This is a genomic window from Gordonia sp. C13, assembly GCF_023218005.1.
GTDB classification, from domain to species: Bacteria; Actinomycetota; Actinomycetes; order Mycobacteriales; family Mycobacteriaceae; genus Gordonia; species Gordonia namibiensis.
Genome location: NZ_JALPSY010000023.1, coordinates 55,291 through 79,845 on the forward strand (window position 1 = coordinate 55,291; position 24,555 = coordinate 79,845).

At 68.1% G+C, this 24,555-nt stretch carries 24 protein-coding genes and 1 riboswitch; of the genes, 18 read left to right on the forward strand and 6 right to left on the reverse strand.

Translation table 11 applies throughout. The features are described 5' to 3' along the window. Positions 1 to 119: 119 nt before the first annotated feature. The gene (locus M1L58_RS17080; RefSeq protein ID WP_006867969.1) at positions 120 to 626 is read left to right on the forward strand and encodes a hypothetical protein; all 507 of its coding nucleotides are present in this window, start codon (positions 120 to 122) and stop codon (positions 624 to 626) included. Between the two features lie 73 nt (positions 627 to 699). Here M1L58_RS17080 and M1L58_RS17085 read toward each other — a convergent pair whose 3' ends face one another. Both M1L58_RS17085 and M1L58_RS17090 read right to left on the reverse strand, forming a co-directional pair. Further along, positions 700 to 2,097, reverse strand: coding sequence for an FAD-dependent oxidoreductase (locus tag M1L58_RS17085; protein ID WP_248659802.1), 1,398 nt, complete (start codon positions 2,095 to 2,097; stop codon positions 700 to 702). A gap of 192 nt (positions 2,098 to 2,289) precedes the next feature. Beyond that, complete coding sequence (locus M1L58_RS17090) at positions 2,290 to 3,315, reverse strand: ABC transporter substrate-binding protein (RefSeq protein ID WP_006867971.1); 1,026 nt, start codon at positions 3,313 to 3,315, stop codon at positions 2,290 to 2,292. A gap of 139 nt (positions 3,316 to 3,454) precedes the next feature. Here M1L58_RS17090 and M1L58_RS17095 point away from each other — a divergent pair, with 139 nt between their 5' ends. Genes M1L58_RS17095 through M1L58_RS17105 form a run of 3 tightly spaced genes read left to right on the forward strand, consistent with a single transcriptional unit; the run spans position 3,455 to position 5,669 of the window. Next, a complete protein-coding gene (locus M1L58_RS17095; RefSeq protein WP_006867972.1) occupies positions 3,455 to 4,045 on the forward strand; it encodes an Rv0361 family membrane protein in 591 nt (196 codons plus the stop codon). Continuing rightward, entirely contained in the window at positions 4,042 to 4,455 is a 414-nt protein-coding gene (locus M1L58_RS17100) for a rhodanese-like domain-containing protein (RefSeq protein WP_006867973.1), read from the forward strand. The genes M1L58_RS17095 and M1L58_RS17100 overlap by 4 nt, the downstream gene beginning before the upstream one ends. Continuing rightward, positions 4,452 to 5,669 (forward strand): O-succinylhomoserine sulfhydrylase, encoded by a 1,218-nt coding sequence (locus M1L58_RS17105; RefSeq protein WP_248659803.1) that lies wholly within the window; start codon positions 4,452 to 4,454, stop codon positions 5,667 to 5,669. The genes M1L58_RS17100 and M1L58_RS17105 overlap by 4 nt, the downstream gene beginning before the upstream one ends. 80 nt (positions 5,670 to 5,749) lie before the next feature. Here M1L58_RS17105 and M1L58_RS17110 read toward each other — a convergent pair whose 3' ends face one another. Beyond that, the gene (locus M1L58_RS17110) at positions 5,750 to 6,820 is read right to left on the reverse strand and encodes an isochorismate synthase (protein ID WP_248659823.1); all 1,071 of its coding nucleotides are present in this window, start codon (positions 6,818 to 6,820) and stop codon (positions 5,750 to 5,752) included. 112 nt (positions 6,821 to 6,932) lie between these two features. Then, positions 6,933 to 7,047: riboswitch (SAM riboswitch) on the forward strand. Positions 7,048 to 7,064: 17 nt separating this feature from the next. Between M1L58_RS17110 and M1L58_RS17115 the strand changes: the two genes are divergently transcribed. Both M1L58_RS17115 and M1L58_RS17120 read left to right on the forward strand, forming a co-directional pair. Then, positions 7,065 to 8,414 (forward strand): aminotransferase class V-fold PLP-dependent enzyme, encoded by a 1,350-nt coding sequence (locus tag M1L58_RS17115; protein ID WP_248659804.1) that lies wholly within the window; start codon positions 7,065 to 7,067, stop codon positions 8,412 to 8,414. Continuing rightward, positions 8,411 to 8,863: a hypothetical protein gene (locus tag M1L58_RS17120; RefSeq protein WP_248659805.1), complete on the forward strand. Its 453-nt coding sequence runs from the start codon at positions 8,411 to 8,413 to the stop codon at positions 8,861 to 8,863. The genes M1L58_RS17115 and M1L58_RS17120 overlap by 4 nt, the downstream gene beginning before the upstream one ends. 162 nt (positions 8,864 to 9,025) lie before the next feature. Here the strand turns inward: M1L58_RS17120 and M1L58_RS17125 are convergent, their stop codons facing one another. Continuing rightward, the gene (locus M1L58_RS17125; RefSeq protein ID WP_006867978.1) at positions 9,026 to 9,538 is read right to left on the reverse strand and encodes an inorganic diphosphatase; all 513 of its coding nucleotides are present in this window, start codon (positions 9,536 to 9,538) and stop codon (positions 9,026 to 9,028) included. 305 nt (positions 9,539 to 9,843) lie between these two features. On the opposite strand from M1L58_RS17125, the gene dacB reads away from it, so the two are divergent. From dacB to tilS, 3 genes are read left to right on the forward strand one after another with little or no spacing between them, the layout of a single operon-like run. Beyond that, complete coding sequence (dacB, locus tag M1L58_RS17130; RefSeq protein WP_248659806.1) at positions 9,844 to 11,163, forward strand: D-alanyl-D-alanine carboxypeptidase/D-alanyl-D-alanine endopeptidase; 1,320 nt, start codon at positions 9,844 to 9,846, stop codon at positions 11,161 to 11,163. After that, positions 11,160 to 12,254, forward strand: coding sequence for a zinc-dependent metalloprotease (locus tag M1L58_RS17135; protein ID WP_248659807.1), 1,095 nt, complete (start codon positions 11,160 to 11,162; stop codon positions 12,252 to 12,254). Before dacB ends, M1L58_RS17135 begins: the two co-directional genes overlap by 4 nt. Then, on the forward strand, positions 12,233 to 13,183 hold the full coding sequence (gene tilS, locus M1L58_RS17140; protein ID WP_248659808.1) for a tRNA lysidine(34) synthetase TilS: 951 nt from the start codon (positions 12,233 to 12,235) through the stop codon (positions 13,181 to 13,183). Before M1L58_RS17135 ends, tilS begins: the two co-directional genes overlap by 22 nt. Before the next feature lie 28 nt (positions 13,184 to 13,211). Here tilS and M1L58_RS17145 read toward each other — a convergent pair whose 3' ends face one another. Next, the gene (locus M1L58_RS17145) at positions 13,212 to 13,919 is read right to left on the reverse strand and encodes a glycine zipper family protein (protein ID WP_248659809.1); all 708 of its coding nucleotides are present in this window, start codon (positions 13,917 to 13,919) and stop codon (positions 13,212 to 13,214) included. A 314-nt stretch (positions 13,920 to 14,233) separates the two neighbouring features. On the opposite strand from M1L58_RS17145, the gene hpt reads away from it, so the two are divergent. From hpt to M1L58_RS17190, 9 genes are all read left to right on the forward strand, one after another. Further along, a complete protein-coding gene (gene hpt / locus M1L58_RS17150) occupies positions 14,234 to 14,797 on the forward strand; it encodes a hypoxanthine phosphoribosyltransferase (RefSeq protein ID WP_248659810.1) in 564 nt (187 codons plus the stop codon). Between the two features lie 181 nt (positions 14,798 to 14,978). Next, positions 14,979 to 17,372, forward strand: coding sequence for an ATP-dependent zinc metalloprotease FtsH (ftsH, locus tag M1L58_RS17155; RefSeq protein WP_248659811.1), 2,394 nt, complete (start codon positions 14,979 to 14,981; stop codon positions 17,370 to 17,372). Positions 17,373 to 17,382: 10 nt separating this feature from the next. Further along, a complete protein-coding gene (gene folE / locus M1L58_RS17160; RefSeq protein ID WP_005197834.1) occupies positions 17,383 to 17,994 on the forward strand; it encodes a GTP cyclohydrolase I FolE in 612 nt (203 codons plus the stop codon). A 17-nt stretch (positions 17,995 to 18,011) separates the two neighbouring features. Next, positions 18,012 to 18,920, forward strand: a complete 909-nt coding sequence (gene folP, locus M1L58_RS17165) for a dihydropteroate synthase (protein ID WP_374112740.1) — start codon at positions 18,012 to 18,014, stop codon at positions 18,918 to 18,920. Then, complete coding sequence (folB, locus tag M1L58_RS17170; protein ID WP_006867987.1) at positions 18,913 to 19,284, forward strand: dihydroneopterin aldolase; 372 nt, start codon at positions 18,913 to 18,915, stop codon at positions 19,282 to 19,284. Before folP ends, folB begins: the two co-directional genes overlap by 8 nt. Beyond that, positions 19,281 to 19,808, forward strand: a complete 528-nt coding sequence (gene folK, locus M1L58_RS17175) for a 2-amino-4-hydroxy-6-hydroxymethyldihydropteridine diphosphokinase (RefSeq protein WP_248659812.1) — start codon at positions 19,281 to 19,283, stop codon at positions 19,806 to 19,808. Before folB ends, folK begins: the two co-directional genes overlap by 4 nt. Next, the gene (locus tag M1L58_RS17180; RefSeq protein ID WP_248659813.1) at positions 19,805 to 20,320 is read left to right on the forward strand and encodes a DUF3180 domain-containing protein; all 516 of its coding nucleotides are present in this window, start codon (positions 19,805 to 19,807) and stop codon (positions 20,318 to 20,320) included. Before folK ends, M1L58_RS17180 begins: the two co-directional genes overlap by 4 nt. 156 nt (positions 20,321 to 20,476) lie before the next feature. Next, positions 20,477 to 21,667: a DUF6779 domain-containing protein gene (locus tag M1L58_RS17185; protein WP_248659814.1), complete on the forward strand. Its 1,191-nt coding sequence runs from the start codon at positions 20,477 to 20,479 to the stop codon at positions 21,665 to 21,667. A 295-nt stretch (positions 21,668 to 21,962) separates the two neighbouring features. Continuing rightward, positions 21,963 to 22,748, forward strand: a complete 786-nt coding sequence (locus M1L58_RS17190) for a hypothetical protein (protein ID WP_006867991.1) — start codon at positions 21,963 to 21,965, stop codon at positions 22,746 to 22,748. Positions 22,749 to 23,070: 322 nt separating this feature from the next. On the opposite strand, the gene M1L58_RS17195 is transcribed toward M1L58_RS17190, so the two are convergent. After that, complete coding sequence (locus M1L58_RS17195; RefSeq protein ID WP_248659815.1) at positions 23,071 to 24,495, reverse strand: serine/threonine-protein kinase; 1,425 nt, start codon at positions 24,493 to 24,495, stop codon at positions 23,071 to 23,073. Positions 24,496 to 24,555 lie beyond the last annotated feature (60 nt).

Here is a 24,555-nt window from a genome sequence, read left to right on the forward strand (position 1 = left end):
TGTCGTTCGGGTAACGAAAGACCGCACCGGAGTGAGTGGAGGTTGCGTCTTCGGTAACACTGCGTTGAGCTCGGATCGATATGCCCAGTGTTTCCAGGGTTGTGAAAACAGGAGGATCGATGAAGTCACTCAAACGGGCCGTTGTCGGGGTTCTGGCTGCGGGAAGCATCGCGGCAGGAACGCTCGTGGGTGCCGCGCCCGCGCAGGCCGCCGTCCCCAACCTGCAGATGACCGGTGGGGTCTACTGCCAGTTCGGTGCCCCGGGTACCCCGTGGAACCAGGCGTGGAGCATGACCCGGTTCATGCGCGTCACCGCGCGTGACGGCGAATTCCGCAACGTCACACTGCAGGAGACCGGCGGCGCGACGAAGTTCAAGGCGCAGCTGAAGAAGAACGAATCCCTGACCATCAAGACCACCTGGTTCGGCTGCTTCCCGTCGTCGATCTCCGGCTACGCGATCTCCGACTACGCCGAGAACCTGACCGACAACGTCGGTTTCTGGTGGAACGTCCGTCGCATCGACAACCCGTTCGACCGCTTCGGCACGGGCTCGTCCGCGTCGGCCGCCCAGGTGACCGGCGGCGGCAACAACGTCAAGGGAGTGCCCACCATCCCCGGGCGCTGAGTCCGGAACGAACAAACGAGGGGCGACCGGTGAGAACCGGTCGCCCCTCGTCGTTGTTGTTGCTGAGGGCGCCTCAGGCGGACGGACGCGCCACCTTGTGGGGCTCGGATGCGGCGAGCATGTCCTCGCGTTCGACGACCTTCACGCGCTCGCGGCCCTCGGCTGCACCGAGTGCGCGTTCGTGCTCGTCGAGGCGGTACCAGCCGTCCCACGTGGTGAACGGGATGTTCTTGGACTCGAGCAGCTCGATGATCGCGTCCTCGCCGGGGGTGGCCGGTGCGAGGAGCTTGTCGGCTTCCATGTCCTTGAGGATGCAGTCGACGGTCTCGTTGGCGTCGCCCTTGGTGTGGCCGATCAGGCCGACCGGACCACGCTTGACCCAACCGGTGGTGTAGACGCCGGTGAGCTGCTCACCCTCGTCGAACACGCGTCCGGCCTCGTTGGGGATGACCCCGGCCTGGGAGTCGAAGGGGATGTCGGGCAGGTTGTCCGACAGGTAGCCGACCGCACGGTAGACCGCGCCGACCTCCCAGTCGGTGATCTTGCCGGTGGGCTTGACGTTGCCGGTGCCGTCGAGCTGGGTGCGTTCGGTGCGCAGGCCGACGACCTTGCCGTCTTCGCCGAGGATCTCGACGGGGCTTTCGAAGAAGTGCAGGAACAGCTTGTGGATCGCCCCCTGCTTCGGTTCGCGGATCGCGTAGTTCTCGATGATCGTGGCGACCTGGTCGGTGATCTTCGAGCCGCGACGGGCGACGGTAGAACCCTCGTCATAGTCGATGTCCTCGGGGTTGACGATGACCTCGATGTTGGGCGAGTGGTCGAGCTCCTTGAGCTCGAGCGGGGTGAACTTGGCCTGGGCGGGTCCGCGGCGGCCGAAGACGTGGACCTCGATGGCCTTGTTGGCCTTGAGTCCTTCGTAGACGTTGGCCGGGATCTCGGTGGGCAGCAGTTCGTCGCCGGTCTTGGCCAGCACGCGGGCGACGTCGAGGGCGACGTTGCCGACGCCGATGACGGCGACCTTCTCCTGCTCCAGCGGCCAGGTGCGCGGGAAGTCGGGGTGGCCGTCGTACCAGGCGACGAACTGTGCGGCGCCATAGCTGCCCTCGAGGTCGATGCCGGGGATGTCGAGGGCGCGGTCGTCGGTGGCGCCGGTGGAGAAGATGATCGCGTCGTAGTGCGACTTGAGTTCTTCGAGGGTGATGTCGGTGCCGTAGTCGACGTTGCCGAGCAGGCGGACCTGCGGCTTGTCGAGGACCTTGTGCAGGGCGGTGATGATGCCCTTGATGCGCGGGTGATCAGGCGCGACGCCGTAACGGATCAGTCCGAACGGAGCCGGCATACGCTCGTAGAGGTCGATGCTGACGCCGCGATCCTTCGCGGTGTCGGACTTCATCAACGCGTCGGCGGCGTAGATCCCGGCGGGACCGGCACCGACGATCGCAACCCGAAGCGGGCGGCTGTTGTCGCTCATGGAGTAGGTGTCTTCCGTTGCTCGGCGCGCCCCGACGCCGGAACCGGATACGAAACCCTTGATTCTGGTGTCGACACGCTTGGGTATGGCCTATCCCTTCTACGGTAGGCGCTCGGTGTCTACGACCAAAACCGGCTGTGAGGTAGTCCTCACTTCTCGACGTCACCCCGTGATGACGTCGCGTCCTGCGCGTCAGCGTGAGCCGGCTGCTTCGGCGAGGGGACCGACGGCTTCACCGGCCACCCACGGGATCGTCAGCAGGGTCGGCACCGACATCGCGCTGCCGACCTCTTGGGACAGGTAGGCGACACGTCCCGACCGCGCCACCTCGAGGCGGGTGAACGCCGGATTCGACCGCAGTTTGTCGTTCGAGCCCTCCCAGTCGACGGCCACGACGACGTCGGCCGCGTCGAGCCGGTCGAGGCTCTCGGCAGGCAGTTCGCCGTAGAAACCGCTGGTGATCGCATCGCGCAGGGCGGTCGGGAAGGTGAGGCCGTAGCCGGCGACAGTCTGCGCGCGACCGTCCTCGGGTCCGTACACCGACACCCCGCCCGTGGGGCTCGCGGTCACCACGACGGCGGTCTTTCCGGCGAACTGCGGGTTCTTCGCCCGGATGCCCGCGAGGAAGGACTCGGTCTCGCCGACCTTGCGTCGGGCGAGGTCGGGTTGTCCGATCGCGGTGCCGATCTGGATGGTCTGCGCGGTCCACGGCACCTGCCAGGGCTTGTACTGGGCGGGCCGGAGGATGGTGGGTGCGGTCTTGCTGAGCAGATCGAACTGGTCGCGGGTGGGGTCGGCGCCGACGGCGGTGATCAGGTCCGGGCTCGTGGCGAGCGCCTTGGGGATCTCGTTCCCGAGGGCCGCCGAGGTGTTGGAGAGGACCACCGGTTGGGAGTCGCCGATCAGTTCGGCATTCCACGGCGCCTTCGACTGGTCGGGATCGGCGAACGGGGCGATCGTCGTCGGCATGACGCCGAGGGCCAGCAACGTGTCGGCGTCGCCGACCCCCAGGGCGGCGATCCGCTGGGGGGCTTTCTCCACGACCGCCGGTGCGTAGACCTGCTGCAGTGTCACCGGGATCGCGCCGGCCTCCGGGGCGGGGACCCGTGCCGAATCGTCGGCGACACCCTCGTCCGGGGCCGAGCAGGAGGTCACCATCAGAGCCGTCGCGACCAGCGCGAGCAGGAGTCCGGACAGTCGGTGGGTGTGCAGACGCATGAGGGTCCTCGCCGGTCGACGGAAGCAGTGAGGTCCACCTTACTTACGGATCACGGAAGTTCCTGCCCCGGCGATTCGGTACGGGAGGCCGGAGAAGCCGGACGGAGGTCACACCAGGACTGTCGTTACACTTCGCGCCATGGCCAAAGCTGCAGGCGGGGGCCCCGACAAGCCCACCGGTAAGGGCGCCGCACCCCGGAACACCTCGCGGGGTGCCGCGTCCCCGAGGAAGCCTGCCCTCGGCAAGGCCGGGTCGGACGACGACGTCGACGCCGCCCTCGTCGAGGAGACACCGCCGAACTGGAAGAACGCCTGGCCGTTCTTCGCCGCTGCGGGTGTGGTCGCGCTCCTCGCCCTCGGGATCGTCCTGTCGAACATCTCGCGTCCGCCCGAGGACCGCGTCAGCGACGACGCGCTGGTCCAGTACGCGATCAACGACCAGTACACGGCGCGCAACGGCCCGAACTACGCCGAGTACCGGGCGAACACCTGCGATGCGGACCTGAACAAGGTCGAGTTCGTCTCCGAGGCCCGATTCCTCGCCGAGAACCAGGCGTCCCTGGACGCGAACGGCCCCATCGAGATCCCCGAGATCACCGACCTGGTGGTCGACGGTGACCGGGCGACCGCGCAGGTCCATTGGCACTATAAGAACACTCCCGATGACAAGAAGGTCGTGGATACGACCGTGGTGCGCGAGAACGGCGAATGGAAGGTGTGCTCCTCATGACCTATGCCGGCGACCTGACCCCGCGGGAAGCGTGGGAAAAGCTCGAGAACAACCCCGACGCGGTCCTCGTCGACTGTCGGACGCAGGCCGAATGGTCCTTCGTCGGCGTCCCCGACCTCGAGATACTGGGCAAGCGCACGATCTTCGCCGAGTGGACGACATTCCCCGAGGGTCGTCGAAACGAGCAGTTCGTCGAGCAGCTGCGCAGCGCCGGGGTCACCGATGACCACGAGGTCATCTTCCTCTGCCGCTCCGGGCACCGATCGATCGGCGCGGCCGAGGCGGCGACCGCCGACGGGATCGGCAAGGCCTACAACGTGGTCGACGGGTTCGAGGGTGCCCTCGACGAGAACGATCATCGAGGTGCGTCGGGATGGCGCGCCGAAAACCTGCCGTGGAGGCAATCGTGAGTCCTGATCTGTCCGTGGGTTATGAACTGCCGGAAGGTCTTTCGCCCGACACCATCGCCGTCCGCGGCGGCCTTGCCCGCTCCGGGTTCTATGAGACCGCCGAGGCGCTGTACCTGACCAGCGGATATGTCTACGACTCCGCCGAGGCCGCCGAGCGTGCCTTCACCGGCGAGGACCAGCGATTCGTCTACTCCCGCTACGGCAACCCGACGGTCCACATGTTCCAGGAGCGACTGCGGCAGCTCGAAGGTGCCGAGGCCTGCTTCGCAACCGCCAGCGGTATGGCCGCGGTGTTCGTGGCGCTCGGTGCGCTGCTCAAGGCCGGCGACCGGCTCGTCGCCGCCCGCAGCCTGTTCGGCTCGTGCTTCGTGGTCTGCAACGAGATCCTGCCGCGCTGGGGCGTCGAGACCGAGTTCGTCGACGGCGAAGACCTCGAACAGTGGGAGCGGGCGCTGTCCAAGCCCGCCACCGCGATCTTCTTCGAGACCCCGTCGAATCCGATGCAGACCCTCGTCGACGTCGCCAAGGTGTCCGAGCTGGCCCACGCCGCGGGCGCGAAGGTGGTGTTGGACAACGTCTTCGCCACCCCGCTGCTTCAGCGCGGCCTGGATCTCGGCGCCGACGTCATCGTCTACTCCGGCACCAAGCACATCGACGGTCAGGGTCGCGTCATGGGTGGTGCCGTCCTCGGCACCAAGGAGTACGTCGACGGCCCGGTGCAGCAGCTGATGCGCCACACCGGTCCGGCGCTGAGCCCGTTCAACGCCTGGACGCTGGTCAAGGGTCTCGAGACGATGCGCCTGCGCGTCGACGCCTCGGTGTCCTCGGCCCTGCGCATCGCCGAGTTCCTGGAAGCCGACTCCCGCGTCCGCTGGGTGAAATACCCGTTCCTGCAGTCGCATCCGCAGTTCGAGCTGGCCAAGAGCCAGATGTCCGGTGGCGGCACCGTGGTGACCTTCGAGCTCAACGACCACGACGGCATCGACGGCAAGAAGCGCGCCTTCGAGGTCCTCAACGCGCTGAAGGTCATCGACATCTCCAACAACCTCGGTGACTCCAAGTCGCTCATCACCCACCCGGCCACCACCACGCATCGCGCGATGGGGCCCGAGGGACGGGCAGCGATCGGTCTCAGCGACTCGGTCGTCCGCCTCTCGGTCGGCCTCGAGGGCATCGACGACCTGCTTGCGGACCTGGATCAGGCGCTCGGCTGACGGGTAAACCCACCCTTTTCGGCAGAGCCACCACCCCTCGGGGTGCTGGGTTTGCCGAAAAATGGTGGGTTCACACAGCGCTAGGGCAGCTCCGCGATCCCTAGCGCGTTCAGCACGGTCCGCAGTTTGAACGCGGTCTCCTCCAGTTCCGCTTGCGGGTCGGAGTGTTCGACGATGCCGCCGCCCGCCCAGGTGCGCAGGCTCCGACCATCGGCGGCGAGTTCGGCGCAGCGGATGGTCACCATCCACTCGCCGTCGCCGGCGGCGTCGCACCAGCCGACCGCGCCGGCGTAGAAACCGCGGTCGCCCTCGACGTCCCGGATGATCTGTGCGGCAACATCACTCGGGGTTCCGCACACCGCGGGAGTGGGGCCGAGGAGCAGCGCGAGATCGAGGGCGGTGGTCGCCGGGTCGCGGAGTGTTGCGCGGATCGGGGTGGCCAGGTGCCAGACCTCGCCGGTGGACTCGAGCTTCGGCTCCGACGGCGCGTCGATGTCGTCGCAGAGAAGTCCCAGGCGTTCGCGCAGGTGGTCGACGACGAAGGCGTGTTCCGCGAGATCCTTTGCCGAAGCGAGCAATTCGTCGGCGGTGGCACGGTCGACGGCGGGGTCGGCCGACCGCGCCGCCGAACCTGCGTATGGGTGACAGGTCACCGTCGAACCCGACTTGCGAAGCAGGACTTCTGGACTCGCGCCGACCAGCCAGGTGCCCGAACCCGTCGCGGCGCCGACATCCACGCCGAAGGCGTTGTGTCCGGCGTTGCCGCCGGCCAGGGCGTCGATGAACTCGTCGGGCCGGACCCCCTCGTCGAGGACGAGATCGACGCTGCGCGCGAGCACCACCTTTCCGACGTCGCCCGCGACGATGCGCTTGATCGCGTGCGCGACACGTTCGCGATGTTCGTCGGCATCGGGGTGGAGCACGGTCGAGATCGCTCGTCGCGACAGCGGGCCGGTCCCGGGCAGCGGTGCTTCGCCGGTCCGGAGTCGTGCGGGGGCGATCAATGCCGCCGGGTCGCGCACATCGAAGGGGATCGCGCCGGTCAGCGACGCGACTTCGCCCGCCCGTAGCGCGGCGGACGCCTCGTCGACGTCGGTGAACGACCGGACCACCCCTTCGCCCCGCACGGTGCCGTGCGGACGCGACAACACGAAGACCTCACTCGATGACACGACAGCCAGGGTACAGGTAAGCCTGTCCTAACTAGGAATCACGGTGAATCTAAATTGACACCCTTCTCCGGGATCCGCGAACCTTGTCGCAGGTCATGAGTGCCAGTGACAAGCCCCGGCTCGCTGGTCGGCAACCCTCCTCCACGGTGGGGTGCTCCGGGTGACGACCTGGCTGCGTTCGAACCCGAATGCGGCAAGTGTGGATTCTCGAGGAGTTCTTGTCATGACTGCTGTGCTCTCGGCACCCGTCACCATCGTCCGCCCGACCCGTGCCGCGGGGCCCGCGATCCCGGACCGGGCGCCCTCCATCCCCGCGCTCGCACCGGTTGTCGGTGCGGATGCGCAGGTTCCCGTCGCCGCCGGACACAGCGTCAGCTACGCCAATCTCGACTACGCGGCGAGCGCCCCGGCGCTGGCATCAGTGGCCGCGCAGGTCGCCGGCGCCCTCGGTGAGTACGCGAGCGTGCACCGCGGTGCAGGTCACCTATCGCAGGTCACCACCCGTCGCTACGAGGCTGCGCGTGAGACCGTGCGCGATTTCGTCCGCGGCCGCGTCGACGACACCGTCGTCTTCACCCGTAACACCACTGACGCGATCAACCTCGCAGCCCACATCACGCCCGGCGACGTCGTGGTCCTCGACATCGAGCATCACGCCAACCTGCTGCCGTGGTGCGCACCGAAGGACGGTCGGAATCGGGCTCGCGTGGTCACCGCCTGCGACACGATCGAGGACACCCTTGTCGCGATCGAGTCCGAACTCGCCTCGAAGCCGGCGTCGCTGCTCGCGGTGACCGCTGCGTCGAACGTCACCGGCGAGGTCCTGCCGATCAGCAGGCTCGCCTCGATCGCCCATCGCCACGGGGCGCGAATCCTGGTCGACGCGGCGCAGCTCGTCGCGCATCGCCCCATCTCGATCGTCAGCCACGGCATCGACTATCTGGCCTTCTCCGGTCACAAGGCCTACGCACCGTTCGGTGCCGGCGTCCTGATCGGACGGTCCGACTGGTTCGACGCCGCCGACCCGTACCTCGCCGGCGGGGGAGCGACCGCCGACGTCGAGCTGGGCGGCGGAGAGAGCTCGGCCGGGACCACCTGGCACACCGGCGCCGCCCGCCACGAGGCCGGCTCGCCGAACGTGCTCGGCGCCGTGTCGATCGCCGAGGCGTGCGCCGCGCTGGCCGAGCTGGGCCCGGAGGCCATCGGCCTCCACGAACTCCGGCTCTGCGAACGCCTCGACGCCGGTCTCGCCCACATCGACGGCGTACGTCCGCTGCAGATCTTCACCGACTCGACCGACCGCGTCGGCATCGCCGGCTTCACCGTCGACGGCGTCGCACCGCGGGTCGCGGCCGAGTATCTGAGCAGCGAGCACGGAATCGGTGTGCGGGACGGCAAGTTCTGCGCCCACCCGCTGCTCAAACGCCTCGGCCATCCCGAAGGTGCCGTCCGCGCGAGCTTCGGTGCGGGCACCACCTCCGACGACATCGACCGCCTGCTCGACGCACTCGGCACGCTCTGCGCCACCACGACCACCACCCGACCAGAACTCGACGAGGGGTACCCCGCATGACCATCCAACTCGACACACCGCGCAACGCCGTCACCATCGGCCGTCCCGGCTTCCAGGTCGCGATCGCGGGAGATGCCGTCGCCCAGACCTTCCCGATCGTCGTGCGTCGCGAGACCCTGCGGGACGCCCAGCGGGCGCGCTCGCTGCTGCGGGCCGGCACCCATGACCAGGCGAACTTCGTCGTCGCCCTCGAGGTCGAGGTGGCCATCGCGCCGCACGCGGCATCGGCACGTGCCGCCGTTGCGCAGGCCGGAGCCGCGACCGACAACTCCGATACCATTCGCTACGTCGGCACGACCCACGGCCTGATCACGCTCCTGCGCGACGTCTATGCCGCCGAGGTCGCCGACGCGGTGATCCTGGTCCCGATCGACGGGTCGGCCACCGACCGTCGAATCCGCGAGCAGGTGCTCCCGGTCTTCGCGGACGTGCGCCACCGGGTCGCCTAGGTTTCGGGCCAGACCGAACGCAGAATCGCCGCCGCCGGCTCACGATCGCCTTCTGTACGTGGCGATGTGGCCGGAGGCGGCGATTGTGGTTCACCCCGGAGAACACGAACCGCCGACGACAGCGTGTGTCGTCGGCGGTCGTGAACGACTGCTCGGGTGGCGTCAGCCGCGCGAGGGCTCGTTGGCGTCGTGCGGGTGAGCGGCGAGACGGTCGATGGCCTCCTGGGCCACCTTCTCGGCGGCTTCCCGGCCGACCCAACCGCCGGGCTGGACCTCCTTGCCGGGCTCGAGGTCCTTGTAGTGCTCGAAGAAGTGCGAGATCGGACCCAGCTCGTACTCCGACACGTCGGAGATGTCCTTGATGTGGTCCCAGCGCACGTCACCGGCGGGCACGCACAGCAGCTTGTCGTCGCCGCCGGCTTCGTCGGTCATCGTGTACATGCCGACGATGCGGGCGCGCACGATGATGCCGGGGAAAACCGACTCGGGCAGCAGGACCATCGCGTCGAGCGGGTCGCCGTCCTCGCCGAGGGTGCCGTCGATGTAGCCGTAGTCGGCCGGGTAGCCCATCGAGGTGTACAGGTAGCGGTCGAGGTAGACCTTCCCCGTCTCGTGGTCGACCTCGTACTTGTTTCGGCCACCTTTGGGGATCTCGATGGTCACATCGAATTCCACTGTTCCTCCTGGCAGTTGCGGATCGGGGGTGTGATCGCCGGACGGCCCAGATGGCCGCGCGTCGCAACAACGATACTGTTAGTCCCACGACCTCGGGCTTCGTACCCCCGCAGTTCGCGGGTGTTTCGGATCCTCGGGTCGCGCATATCCGACATTTCGGCCAGTGGCGTATCGGTCGGTCAGTGCAGTATCGGTAAGGGCAGTGCGAGAGATCCGGAGGCTTCGTGGGCGCAACCACCAGACCCGCAGGTCGTGATGGCAGACCCCGCAGTCGCAGACTCCTCTGGTGGACGATCGTCGCCGTCGTGGTCCTCGCGCTGGTGTCGACCGCCGCCGTGGTCGTGGCGCTCCGCCTGGACAAGGAGGCCGAGCTGCCGCCGGGTATCCCGCCGCAGCCCGCCGCGATCTCCCTCGACCCGCAGATCGACCCGGTCGCCGCCACCGCTCCGGCCCCGACCCCGGCCGGGGTGTCCCAGGCGATCGCTCCCGCGCTGCGGAATCCGGCGCTCGGCGTCCTGAGCGGCATGATCTCGGACTCGCTGACCGGCGAGGTGCTGTGGTCGCGCAACCCCACCCGTCCGCGCATCCCGGCGTCGAACGACAAGGTGCTCTCGGCCGCGGCCTTCCTCGAGGCCATGCCGCACGATGCGCGCCTGACCACGACGGTTGTCGCCGGGTCGAACGGACAGGTGATCCTCAAGGGCGCCGGCGATCCGACCCTGACCGCGCAGCCCGCCGATGCCGACACCTTCTACAGCGAACCCGCCCGCATCGCCGACCTCGCCGAGCAGATCAAACAGGCCGGCATCCCGGTCACCTCGGTGGCGGTTGACCTGAGTGCCTTCTCCGGCCCGACGATGGACCGGACCTGGGACCGTCGGGACATCCAGGGCGGCGACATCGCACCGATTGAGTCGCTGATGGTCGACGGCGGCCGCCTCGAACCGCTCGACGAGTACTCGCCGCGGTCTGCGACGCCCGGGATCATGGCCGGCGAGGCTCTGGCCGCAGCGCTCGGCGTCGATGCGCCGGTGACCGAGGCGTCCGCACCCGCCGGCGACCGCGTCGTGGCGAAGGTGGAGTCCGCACCGCTGGTGACCCGGGTCAACGACATGCTCCGCTACAGCGACAACGTGCTCGCCGAGACGCTGTCGGTCGAATTGTCGGTGCATCGCGGCGGACCCGCGACCCTTGCCGCCGGCGTCGACGCGATCGGGCAGGTCCTGTCGACCACCTTCCCCGACCAGTGGAAGGGCACCACGCTGGCCGACGCGTCGGGCATCTCCTACGCCAATCGCACGACGCCTGCGCTGCTCGACGCCGTGATGACAGCGGCCAGCGGAGCCTCGCATCCGAAGCTGCGACCGATGCTCGACGGTCTGCCGATCGCCGCCGGTACGGGCACACTCGCCGACCGTTTCCCGGTTGCCACGACACCCGGTGCCGGATGGGTGCGCGCGAAGACCGGAACACTCACCGGCGTCAGTTCGTTGACGGGCATAGTCCAAACGATCGATGGCCGCGTGCTGTCGTTCGCCCTCATGTCCGGTGGCACCTCGCCGGCGGACGCGAGACCCGCCTTGGACGCCGTGGTGGGTCAACTCAGAGAGTGCGGGTGCCGATGAGCATGTCAGGAACCGACAGCAAGGCCGCGGTCGAGCGGGTGGGAGACGACACCCGCCTGAGCATCGGCTCGCAGATCGACTGGACGCTCGCCGCGTCGACGGCGAAACGGCTCGTCCGTCCCGGTCCCAAGACCACGGCCTACACCTACGAGGCCGCGCAGGCCGAGCTCGCCGACGCGGCGACGCGTGCGGAGGCACCGGTCCGCGAGGTCACCGGTCTCGCCGACGGGCTCCGCATTCCGACGACCCGAGTCCTGGACCGGTCGGGGTGGATCGACGCGGCCTCGGTCTCGATGCGATCGATGCTGGGATCGGAGGCCGGTCTCGAGATGACCTCGCCCGGCCTCGCGGCCAAGTTCGGCGGGGTCCAGGCCGGCGGTCTGCTCGCCTTCCTCTCCACGGCCATCCTCGGCCAGTACGACCCGTTCACGCCGGACCCGGAGACCGGTGAGCCCGGCGTGCTGATGGTCGTGACACCGAACATCATCAACGTCGAACGCCAGCTCAAGGTCGTCCCGTCGGACTTCCGTCTGTGGGTGTGCCTCCACGAGGTCACGCACCGCGTCCAGTTCTCGGCCAATCCGTGGCTGCGCGATTACATGCAGGACAACGTCGCCGTCCTCACCTCCGAGACCGGTGAGTCGACCACCGAGATCGTCACGCGGATGACCAAGGCGCTCAAGAGCTCCGAACCCCGCGAGAAGGGCATCATCGGTGCGATGCAGCTGCTGCAGAGTCCCGAGCAGTTCGACGCTTTCCAGCGGATGATGGTCCTCGGCACGCTGCTCGAGGGGCACGCCGACCACGTGATGGATGCAGTCGGCCCGGCGCACGTCCCCACCGTCGCCAGCATCCGGACCGCCTTCGACAAGCGCCGCAAGGCACCGCAGAACCCGGTGCAACGCATCATCCGCGCCCTCATCGGCATGGACGCCAAGATCGCGCAGTACGTCCGCGGCAAGGCCTTCGTCGACGAGGTGGTCGAGACCGTCGGCATGGAACGGTTCAACACGGTGTGGACCTCGCCCGAGACGATGCCGCTTCCGGACGAGATCGACACGCCGCAGGCATGGATTCGACGCGTGCTGTGACGCGGGTGGTCGCGGATTTCGCGACCACCGTTCTCGACGACCCGCACGCCTCCGTCTGCGTCGGGCTCTCCGGCGGTGCGGATTCGCTCGCCCTCACCGCGGCCGCCGTTCGCGCGGGACTCGACGTCACCGCACTGGTCGTCGACCACGGTCTTCAGGAGGGTTCCGCCGGGGTCGCGGCCCGGGCCGCCGACACAGCTCGCGAACTCGGTGCCGCCGCCCGGGTGCTCGAGGTCAGGGTCGGGACCCGCGGCGGCCTCGAAGCAGCCGCCCGCGAGGCGCGGTACGCCGCGCTCGACGCCGCCCGGGACGGCCGACCCGTCCTCCTCGCGCACACCGCCGACGATCAGGCCGAGACGGTGCTTCTCGGACTCGCACGCGGCTCGGGGGCACGATCCATTGCGGGTATGCGCGCGTGGAAGGCGCCGTGGGGCCGGCCGCTGCTCCGAGTACGTCGCACGCAGACGCTGGCGGTGTGCACCGAACTCGGACTCGCCGTGCACCATGACCCGCACAACCGTGACCCCCGGTTCACCCGGGTGCGGTTGCGCGCGGAGGTGTTGCCACTGCTCGACGACGTGGTCCGGGGCGGCGTTGTGGATGCGCTGGGCCGCACCGCACAGGCACTTCAGGACGACAACGACGCCCTCGACGCCTGGGCGGGGGCGGTGTGGGGGAGCGCCCGCACGGTCGACGGACTCGAGATCGGACCGCTGCAGGACGTGCCGAGGGCGGTGCGGACCAGGGTGATCCGTCGCTGGCTGCTCGACGTCGGGGCCACCGAGCCGACGAATCGGGTGATCGCCGCGGTCGACCGGCTCGTCGGTGAGAACGGGGGCGCGCAGGTGGCGATCGGCGGGGACCCGGGCGTGCGGACCGTCGTGGAACGTAGTGGTCAAACGCTGACGGTCCGCCTCACCGAAAGGTGAGACGGACCGTCAGGAAAAGGTCTTCGACCTACTTCTTGGGTGCCTTGAAGGGCGAGTTGATCGTCTGGAAGTACTGGAGGCCGGCACCGATCAGGGTGCCACCGCCACCGAGGGCGAGACCGATGATGCCGCCGACTGCGGCTGCAGGTGCGACTCCGACGAGACAGCCGACGACTGCAGCGGTGATTCCGACGATGCAGCCGATGAGGCCACCGACGATGGCGCCGACAATGGTGCCGACCAGCGACGACACCGTCGTGCCCGCACTGAGCTGCTGCTGGAAGCGGGTCAGCGCCTGGTCGTCCCGCTCCTGGCGCGTCGTCGGTGCGGCGACCTGGTGCCGCAGACTATTGACCTCCGCCGCGTTGACCGCCACCGAACGCGCGTTGTTACGCGACGGAATGAGCGTCACCTTGTTGCCGGCCTGACGCGCGTCGATCGGGAACTGGCGATCCTCCATGCGATATGCGAGAGGCATACGGAAGACTTCCGCGCCGCCGAAATCACGGATGGTCAGCGTGCCGTTTTCGGTGCTCGCCGAGGCATTGTGCAGGGTGAGGGTCAGCGACGACTGATTCCAGTTCGCATCGTAGGTCGCCGGCCCGAACTGCTTGGGGGCAGCCTGAGCGGTGCCGGCGAGTGCCGTGATCACCACGGCGGCAAGGGAAATGGCAACGGCGACCAGTGTGCGCGTGGATTTGCGCGACAAGGCCCCGTCCTGTCGTTCAGTTGACATGAAGGAATTCTTTCCATGAAGGGGAGTTCCCCGAAGGGGGGATTAGGGAACTGGGGTAGATCATATTCACAGGTCGAAATACCCCTGCTACCCACGTTGCTTGCGGGTCGACCAACATTCACAAACCCGGCATAACAATTGTGAAGAAAAGTTTCGCAAGGGGCCGATGTTAAAGTTCGTTATCTGACTGTTATACATGCAAACTACTGCGGCCGCAAATTCGTCCAAACGGTCTAACCCCTACTCGCGAGTAATTTCCAGTGACCGTGCTACCCGTCGGCCATGTGACCCGCGAAACATGACAAGCTGTAAAGGTGCAGTCCGCTGACCCCTATGCCGCTGACATCGACGCTGTTCTGATCACCGAGGAACAGATCAAGCAGCGCACCGTCGAACTCGCCCGATCCGTCGCATCCCGGTACACCGCCATCGAGGACGACCTGGTCCTGATCGGGGTGCTCAAGGGAGCGGTCATGTTCATGACCGATTTCGCGCGCGCCCTCCCGATCCCGTCCCAGCTGGAGTTCATGGCGGTGTCGAGCTACGGCTCGTCGACCTCGTCGTCCGGCGTCGTGCGGATCCTCAAGGACCTCGACCGCGACATCGAGGGCCGCGACGTCCTGATCGTCGAGGACATCATCGACTCGGGTCTCACCCTGTCGTGGCTGATGAAGAACCTCGCCACGCGTTCGCCCCGCAGCCTCGAGGTGTGCACCCTGCTCCGCAAGCCCGAGGCCGTCCGGTCGCCGGTGCGCGTCGCCGACGTCGGCTTCGACATCCCGAACGAGTTCGTCGTCGGGTACGGGCTCGACTATGCCGAGCGCTACCGGGACCTGCCCTACATCGGGCGCCTCAAGCCCGCGGTCTACAGCAGCTGATCCGCCAGACCCCGAACCCGCCATGACCTGCGCGCCGTGGCGGCGATCATCCGACGGGAACGGTTTCACCAGCGTGATCGTTGACCGGTAGCCTCAATGTGTACGTCGATGGGAAGGACATGGGAACGGAGTGGGCGCCGGGACTCGATCCCGCACGCCGGTCGAATCCCCACCAACTGGCATGAACCGTAAGACAGTCTTCCGCAACCTCGCCATCCTGGCGCTCGTCCTGCTCGCCCTCTGGGGCTGGAGCGTGATGAGCGACTCCGACCGCGAGTACCGGGGCGTCGACACCTCCGTCGCGCTGGAGCAGCTGAACAAGAAGAACACCAAGTTCATCAGCATCGACGACCGCGAGCAGCAGCTGCGCATCGAGCTCAACTCGCCGATCAAGGTCGACGACGCCGACGCGGACAAGATCAGCACCAAGTACCCCGCCCAGGCCGGTGAACAGATCTTCGACGCGGTCCAGGAGACCGGCACCAAGTACACGACGAACGTCAACGAGCAGTCGGTGCTGTGGCAGATCCTGATCTTCGTCCTGCCGATGATCCTGCTGTTCGGTCTGTTCTTCTTCGTGATGAGCCGCATGCAGGGCGGTGGCCGCGGCGGTGTCATGGGCTTCGGCAAGTCGAAGGCGAAGCAGCTCTCCAAGGACATGCCGAAGACGACCTTCGCCGATGTCGCCGGCGCCGACGAGGCCGTCGAAGAGCTCTACGAGATCAAGGACTTCCTCCAGAACCCGGCCCGCTACCAGGCCCTGGGCGCAAAGATCCCGCGCGGCGTGCTGCTGTTCGGCCCGCCCGGAACCGGTAAGACCCTGCTGGCGCGTGCGGTCGCCGGTGAGGCCGGGGTCCCGTTCTTCACCATCTCCGGCTCGGACTTCGTCGAGATGTTCGTCGGTGTCGGTGCATCCCGCGTGCGAGACCTGTTCGAGCAGGCCAAGAACAACAGCCCGTGCATCATCTTCGTCGACGAGATCGACGCCGTCGGCCGCCAACGTGGTGCAGGCCTCGGCGGTGGCCACGACGAGCGCGAGCAGACGCTGAACCAGCTGCTCGTCGAGATGGACGGCTTCGGCGACCGGTCGGGCGTCATCCTGATCGCCGCGACCAACCGTCCTGACATCCTCGACCCCGCACTGCTGCGCCCGGGTCGCTTCGACCGCCAGATCCCGGTCGGCAACCCCGACATGGCCGGGCGCCGAGCCATCCTCAAGGTGCACGCCAAGGGCAAGCCGATCGACTCGAGCGCCGACCTCGACGGTCTCGCCAAGCGCACGCCGGGCATGTCCGGCGCCGACCTGGCCAACGTCGTCAACGAGGCCGCCCTGCTCACCGCGCGTGAGAACAAGCAGACCATCACCGGCGAAGCACTCGAGGAAGCCGTCGACCGGGTCATCGGCGGACCGCGTCGCAAGAGCCGGATCATCAGCGAGCACGAACGCAAGGTCGTGGCGTACCACGAGGGTGGACACACCCTGGCCGCGTGGGCGATGCCCGATCTCGACCCGATCTACAAGGTGACGATCCTCGCCCGGGGACGAACCGGCGGTCACGCCCTCGCCGTGCCCGAGCAGGACAAGGACCTGATGACGCGCTCGGAGATGATCGCGCGTCTGGTGATGGCCATGGGTGGTCGCGCCGCCGAGGAACTCGTCTTCCACGAGCCGACCACCGGGGCGTCGTCGGACATCGACCAGGCCACCAAGATCGCCCGCGCGATGGTCACCGAGTACGGCATGAGCGCGAAGCTGGGCGCCGTGCGGTACGGCCAGGACCAGGGTGATCCGTTCCTGGGTCGTTCGATGGGTGCGCAGTCGGCCTACTCGGCGGAGATCGCCAGCGAGATCGACGACGAGGTCCGTCGACTCATCGAGGCAGCGCACACGGAGGCGTGGGCCATCCTCACCGAGTACCGCGACACCCTCGACGTGCTCGCGACCCAGCTCCTCGAGAAGGAGACGTTGACCCGCAAGGACCTGGAGAAGATCTTCTCCGACGTCGTCAAGCGTCCGCGGATCACCGCGTTCAACGACTTCGGCGAGCGGACCCCGAGCGACAAGCCGCCGGTGAAGACGCCGGGCGAGCTAGCCATCGAACGCGGCGAGCCGTGGCCCCCGCCGGAGGCGGCGAAGATTCCCGAGCCCGTCGGTGCGGGATACCCGGGTGGCTCGCAGGTGCCGGGTCAGGTCCCGAACTACCCGCCGGTCTATCCCGAGCCGGGTGCTCAGGGCGGACCGGTCCCGCCGACGGGGAATCCGACTCCCCAGTACCCGAACCCGCAATACCCGAGTCCCCAGTACCCGGGAGGCCAGAACCCGGCTCCCACGCACCCGAATCCGCAGTACCCCCACCCGGGTCAGTCGGCTCCGCCGCCCGGTGGTCCGTACACGGGCGGTACCCGCCCGGATTATGGTGCGCCGCGCGACTGGTCGGCACCGGGATGGCCGCCGGAGCAGCCCTCGACCGATCGTCCCGCCCCCAACGGGACCAACGGCTGGGGCCGGCACGGCGACAACGGGAATGCCCGGCCGGACAGTGCCGGTGAGGGTGATGACGGGCGAAGCTCGTAAGGTTTGACGCATGACGATCAGCGAGGGGCGCGACACCGTGGTGAACGGACACCGGTCGGAGTTCGATCAGGCACGTGCCGAAGCCGCGGTTCGCGAGCTGTTGCTGGCGGTCGGCGAGGACCCGGACCGTGAAGGTCTGCTCCGGACGCCCACCCGTGTGGCCAACGCCTACCGTGAGATGTTCGCCGGGCTGTACACCGACCCCGACGAGGTTCTCGCCACCACCTTCGACGAGGACCACGACGAGCTGGTGCTGGTGAAGGACATCCCGATGTACTCGACCTGCGAGCACCATCTGGTGTCCTTCCACGGTGTCGCGCATGTCGGCTACATCCCCGGGGAATCGGGCCGCGTGACCGGCCTGTCGAAGCTGGCCCGGCTGGTCGACCTGTATGCCAAGCGCCCGCAGGTCCAGGAACGCCTGACCACTCAGATCGCCGATGCCATCATGCGCAAGCTCGAACCCCGCGGCGTCATCGTCGTCATCGAAGCCGAACATCTGTGCATGGCGATGCGCGGCATCCGGAAGCCGGGGGCGACCACCACGACGTCGGCTGTCCGCGGAATCTTCAAGACCAGTGCGGTATCCCGCGGCGAAGCTCTCGACCTGATCACCCGGTGACCCCGGCCGATCCCCCGATGACACCCTCGAGCGCGGTCCCGGCCGGTGGTGGGAACCACCGGACACTGGTGATGGGCGTTCTGAACGTCACCGCGGACTCCTTCTCCGACGGCGGCCGCTACCTCGACACCGACGCGGCGGTCTCGCACGGACTCCAGCTGATCGAGCAGGGCGCCGACCTCATCGACGTCGGCGGTGAGTCGACGCGTCCGGGTGCCATCCGCGTCGCCCCCGACCTCGAGGCCGAGCGCGTCGCCCCGGTCATCGCGGCCCTCGCCTCACAGGGGGTCGTCGTCTCGGTCGACACCATGCGCGCCGACGTGGCAGCCGCCGCGATCGAGGCCGGTGCCTCGATCGTCAACGACGTCTCGGGCGGTCGTGCCGACGCCGACATGGCGCGTGTGGTCGCCGACGCGGGACTGCCGTGGATCCTGATGCACTGGCGGCCGGCGGGCGAGAGCACGGACCGTCGGTTCACCCACCGCATCGGTGATGTCGGCGGTTATCGCGACGTGGTCGCCGAGGTGAGCGGCGAGTTGCTCGCGCAGGTGGATGCCGCGGTATCCGCGGGCGTCGACCCGGACCAGCTCATCCTCGATCCCGGACTCGGCTTCGCCAAGACCGCCGAACACAACTGGGCGCTACTGCATGCGCTGCCGACCTTCATCGGGCTGGGCTTCCCCGTCCTCGTGGGCGCCTCCCGCAAGCGTTTCCTCGGCACGCTTCTCGGTCGCGACGGCGTCGACCGTCCGCCCGCCGGCCGCGACATCGCGACCGCGTCGATCTCGGCGCTCACCGCCGCGGCCGGCGCGTGGGGCGTCCGCGTCCACGATGTGGCGAGCACCTACGACGCCGTGACCGTCGCCGAGGCCTGGCGTGCGGGCGGCTCACGCACCACGTTCGGAGCAGGAGGGTCACATGGCTGACCGGATCGAACTACGCGGACTGAAGGTTCGGGGCAACCACGGGGTCTTCGACCACGAGCGCGAGGACGGCCAGGACTTCTTCATCGACGTCATCCTGTGGCTCGATCTGCGTGCCGCCGCCGACACTGACGACCTCGCCGAGACCGTCGACTACGGCGCACTCGCCCAGCAGGTCGCCGCGATCGTCGGGGGTGAGCCGCGCAACCTGATCGAGACGGTCGGTGCGGAGGTCGCGGAGACGATCATGGCCGACGAACGCATCTCCGCCTGCGAGGTCACCGTGCACAAGCCGTCGGCGCCGATCCCGCTGACCTTCGACGACGTCGCGGTGGTGACCCGCCGTTCCCGAAAGGGCATGCGATGAGTCGCGCGGTGATCTCGGCCGGCTCGAATGTCGGGGACTCCCTGGGTCATCTGCGGTCGGTGGTCGAGGGTTTCGCCGACGAACTCGTGGCGGTGTCCGCGGTGTATGCCACACCGCCCTGGGGTGGGGTCGAACAGGACGACTTCCTCAACATCACCCTGATCGTCGACGGGCCGCTCAGCGCACGGCAATGGCTGGACCGGGGCACCCAACTGGAGCAGGCCGCCGACCGGACCCGTGAAGTCCGTTGGGGCCCGCGAACTCTCGACGTCGACGTCATCTCGGTGACGGAGTCCGGCCGCGTCGTCGTCGACGACGACCCGGTGCTGACGCTTCCACACCCGCGGGCGGCGCAGCGTGCCTTCGTCCTCATCCCGTGGCTGGAGATCGAGCCGGAGGCCACCCTGTGGACGCAGGAAGGGGAGCGGTCGGTGCGTGAGCTGATCGATGCCCTCGACGCCGCCGAACGAGACGCGGTGCGTGCCGTCGAGCGTCTCGGCCCGGCCGGGGGTGGCGCGTCATGACACTTCCCGACCCACGTCGTCCGGGGCAGGACGACGAGGAAACCGGTCTCGGACCCACCCGACTCCGCGATCTCGTCGTCGTCGCCGCGGTCACTGCGATCGCCGCGTGGATTCTGGTGCGCTACAACTACAACGACTTCCCGCCGCTACCGCTGCTGGCCGGGATCGTGCTCTACGTGCTGGCCGCGCTGGAGGTCGTCATCGCCTTCGTCGTGCGGTCGAGGGTGGAGTCCCGCGAGGTGGGTCGCGCTCGCGGACAACTGCATCCGCTCACTGCGGCGCGAGTGCTGGCCCTCGCCAAGGCATCTGCCATCCTCGGGGCGATCGCCGTCGGCGTATGGGCCGGACTGTTGGTCTTCCTCCTCGGACAGCAGGATGTGACGGCCGCCGACCAGGACCGGCCCGGTGCGATCGTGGGTCTGATCGGCGGGGTGCTGTTGGTGTGCGCGGCGATGTGGCTCGAGTACTGCTGCCGGGCGCCCGAGGACCCGCCCGCCGTCGGCGAATCCTGACCTCCGTTTCGGTGACCACCGCGGGGTGTTCGGGATTGGTGCACGGAACCGGTCCCGTCGGATGTGGCGGATATGGTCGACATAACACGTCGCCGATCTGAGAAACTCCGACCCGGTTCGCGTGTGAATGTACTGACAGCGGGTAAGTTCACGATCATGACGACCTCGAACGGCCGTTCTGCCGACTCGCGACGCTCCAGTCGGTCGGCGGCGCAATGGCTGCTCGGTCTGTTGATCGTGCTCGCCCTGGCGGCAAGCGTACTGATGGTCTTCACCGACCGCCTGTCGATCCTCGGCTCGCTGGCGGTCATCGCTGCCCTGTGGGCGGCGGTCATCGGCGCGATCCTCGTGACCAAGTTCCGGCGGCAGGCCGAGAGCGCGGAGGCCAAGAGCAGGGACCTCCGGCTGGTCTACGAACTGCAACTCGAGCGGGAGATCGCCGCGCGTCGTCAGTACGAGCTCGATGTCGAGACGACCATCCGCAAGGAGATCACCGCCGAGTCCAACGAGGAACTCTCCGAGCTCAAGGCCCAGGTGCTCGCACTGCGTTCGAGTCTGGAAATGCTTCTGGGAGAACCCCTCCCGGATCAGCGGGCCGCGCTGTCGAACGAGAAGATGCGTGAGCTCGCCTCCGGTCTGTCCGGCGCCCACGCGGGTTCCTTCGGCGGGGAGTTCGGCGGCGTCCCGCCCTATCGCTCGACCTACGACGACGACGGCCTGCGCGCCGCACGCGACTTCGCGGCGACCGCGCCGACCGCGGACGACGGTCGCCACACCGGGCCGGTCGACCCGAACGAGATGACCGAGGTCATCCCCGTCATCACTGACGACCCGATCTCCGGTCGCATCGCCACCGAGGTCCCCGTCGAGGAGGTCGACCAGCACTCCGCCGGTTCGGCACCGTTCGCCCAGGGGGCCGATGAGTCCTCGACCGCCGACACCGACACAGCCGACGATGTGTCGGACGCGGAGATCGTCGACGATTCGCGCACTACCGACGACTCGGCCGCTTACACCGATGAGACCCCGACCGACGAGTGGGCGACCGCTGCGAGCTCCGAGGCCCCGGCCGAGACCGCCGAGAGCGCCGAGACCGGTCCCGCGCCGGACGAGGAAGAGGCTTCGAGCTCCGAGGACGTGGCCCCCGCGTTCCTCGGTGCTGCCGGTCGTCACGAAGGAAACGACGGACGCCCCGCCTCGGCCTATGGTGGTGGCCGCCGTCGACGCGCAGCCGACGACGACTCCGAGTCGGCACATTCGGCGGGCCTGCCGGTCTCCGAACTGCTCAGCCAGCTGCGCCAGCAGTCCGGCACGACCGGTGGCGGGCGCCGGCGTCGCGAGGGCTGACCCTGCGCATCGCCGCGCCGCCCGGACGAAATCGCCGGATCACCATTTCTCGCCGGTAAGTGAATTCATTTTCGGGTTTTTCGAGCTTGACCGAAGCATGTCGAAAATTGCCGGTCCGATCACCTCCGGAATGGGTCGACGCGGACGAAAAATATCTGTTTCCCGTGGTCCGAAAGCTGCTTTCGGCAGACGATTCGGCGAATTCGTATCAGTTTCGTCATCCGGTTGGATCAGTTTTGTGACTTAGGTGCGAATACGTGCCATCGAAGTTGGACGATCGCCCTAGACTGCCCGCATGAGCGGAGCTCTGGCAGGCGGTGAGCCCGGTCTGGTCGACCGGGCCGGCACCGCTTGGGTGCCGGTCCGCCACACCGACCGCGGCTCCGCGATCAAACGGTCGCTGGTGAGTGCGTCGCTGTTCCTGCCGTTGCTCGCGTGGTGGCCGATGGTGTTGTGGCTGTTCACCTTCGATCCGCTCAACGAGACCCCGTTCCCGGAGTACTACGCGGACTATGTCGCCAACGGGCCGGCGACGAGCCTGATCCTGATCTGGACCCTCACTGCGCTGATGCCCGTGTACATGGTCCTGGTGCTCGCGTTCTGGTCACGCAGTGTGGTCCGTGCGGCCATCGCGGTCCCGGTCGGGGCGATCGGGGCGTTGGGTTTCTGGGGTGGTCAGGTGCCGGTGCTGGTCCGCTCGGGCGAATACGGCATTCTCAATTTCTGCTCCGAGCACATGCCCGCATGGGTCGTGTTGCTGATCGTCGCGTGGTCGATCGCACGCCGGAGACAATTCTGGTGGGTTCTCGCCATTCCGGTCATCGCTTTGCTCGCGATCAATGCCTACGAGGGGTGGGCGGCGAATCCGGTGGACACGATCGTGAACGGCACCGGCGATCTCCTCGGGGTGCCCGCGGCCGAGGTCCTCGATCCCTTCTCGCCGCGTTTCCGGTCGCCGTTCGACGACGCCGTCGACATCATCGCCGGCGTGGTGACGCTGTGGATCGTCGACGCGGTGATCGGTGCGCTGGCGCGACAGGACCGACCCGAGCCGACGACGTACACCGACGACCAGCTCTGACCCTCCGCCGTGGCACGGGGCGTCGACCCCGCTGAAAAGCGCCCGTGGCGTCCACCCGGGTCTGAAAACCGCCCCTGGTATCCGCCCCGGTCTGAAAAGCGCCCCTGGAATGCGCCCCTGGGAACCGCCCCGGTCTGAAAAGCGCCCCTGGTATCCGCCCTCCGGAATCCCTCCGCGAGCGATCGGCGTCGTCGGCGGCGCTGCTGAGGGTTCTTTTCAGGGGCGGTTTTCGACGCTGGGCGGAAACGGGGCGCGCTTTTCAGGGGCGGTTTTCGACGCCGGGCAGAATTCAGGGGCGCTTTTCAGCGGCACCCGCCGGGTGTCAGAACTGCAGGGCGATGGCCCGGACGATGGTGAACCCGAGTAACCCGAGGCTGAGGAGCATTCCCAGGACGCACAGGGTCCGGGCCAGTCGTGCCGCCGGGGAGGCGCGGCCGCGACCGGCGAGGTACCAACCGGCAACACCGACGGGCAGGCCGAAGCCTCCGACGACGCTGAGCGGCACCGCCGCGATTCCGCAGGCCAGTGATGCCGTCGTGTAGCGCGCCGGGTCGGTTTCGGGCGGAGGGGGCTCGATCACATGCAGGTCGGCGGAGGCCCGGATCATCGTCGACTCAAGGGCGGGGCCGGGGACCGTGTGCCCGGGGAGTTCCGAGTACGCCGTCGCCACGGGGAACCCGTGACCGTGTGAGGACGCCGGCGGAACGTGTCCGGTGTCGGCGGGCCGGGGTCGGGGTGGTGCCGGTGCGGTACTCAGGCCGGCGGCCTCGGTCGGTGGCAAGGCCCCGCGGATACGCATCGTCCGGGTCTGCGTTGGAATCGGAGTACTCGCTCCCATCCGGGCTCGGGGCGGGGGAGCGGTACCGGCAAGCGGGGAGGGGAAGAAGCCGGTGGTGTCGACCGCATGCCGGAACTCGGCGGCGAACGCGCCGGCCGAGGGCGGTCGGTCCGCGGGGTTCTTGGCCAGCCCGTGGCGCACCGCCTCCGACACGGCCGGCGGGAGGCCGCGGCGCAGGGACGACACGTCGGGCGGGGGTGTCGTGAGGTGGTGATGGATCATCATCATCGGTGTGCGGGCGGTGAACGGTACTGTGCCCGTGACCAATTCGAAAGTCGAACAGGCCAGCGAGTAGACATCGCTGCGTGCGTCGAGGGTTTCTGCCGAGAGCTGTTCGGGTGACGAGTAGGGGAAGGAACCGAGTACCAGGTTGGCCGATGTCAGCGATGTACCCCCGTCGGTCTGGCGGGCGATCCCGAAGTCCGCCAATCGGATACGACGCTCCTCCGCGTCGCCGGGGTCGGATTCGGTTGCGCTGATGAGGATGTTCGCGGGTTTGACGTCGCGGTGCAGCAGCCCGTGGCGATGGGCATGGTCGAGGGCGGCGCCGATCGAGTCACTCACCGCCGCGACGTCGTCGAGCGGAAGACCTCCCGGGGACGCCTTGACGAGGGCCGCCGCATCGGTGCCGGCCACGTACTGCATCGAGATCCACAGCCGGCCGTCGACCTCGCCGCGGTCGTAGACGCTGACGATGCACGGATGGTCGAGCTGGGCGGCCAGGTCGGCCTCGCGGGTGAAGCGCGCCCGGAACGTCGGATCGTTCGACACGTGCTCGGCGAGCACCTTGATGACATCGAGGCGGGGGAGCCGGGGGTGTTTCGCGAGGTAGACCTCCCCCATGCCGCCGGCGCCGATCTTGCGCACGATCGTGTACCCGGCGAATTCGGTACCCGCTGGCAGGCTCATCTGCGGACCCCCTGAGGTCTGGCGATGGAGCGATGAACGCCTCGGACGGCCTCAGCGTAC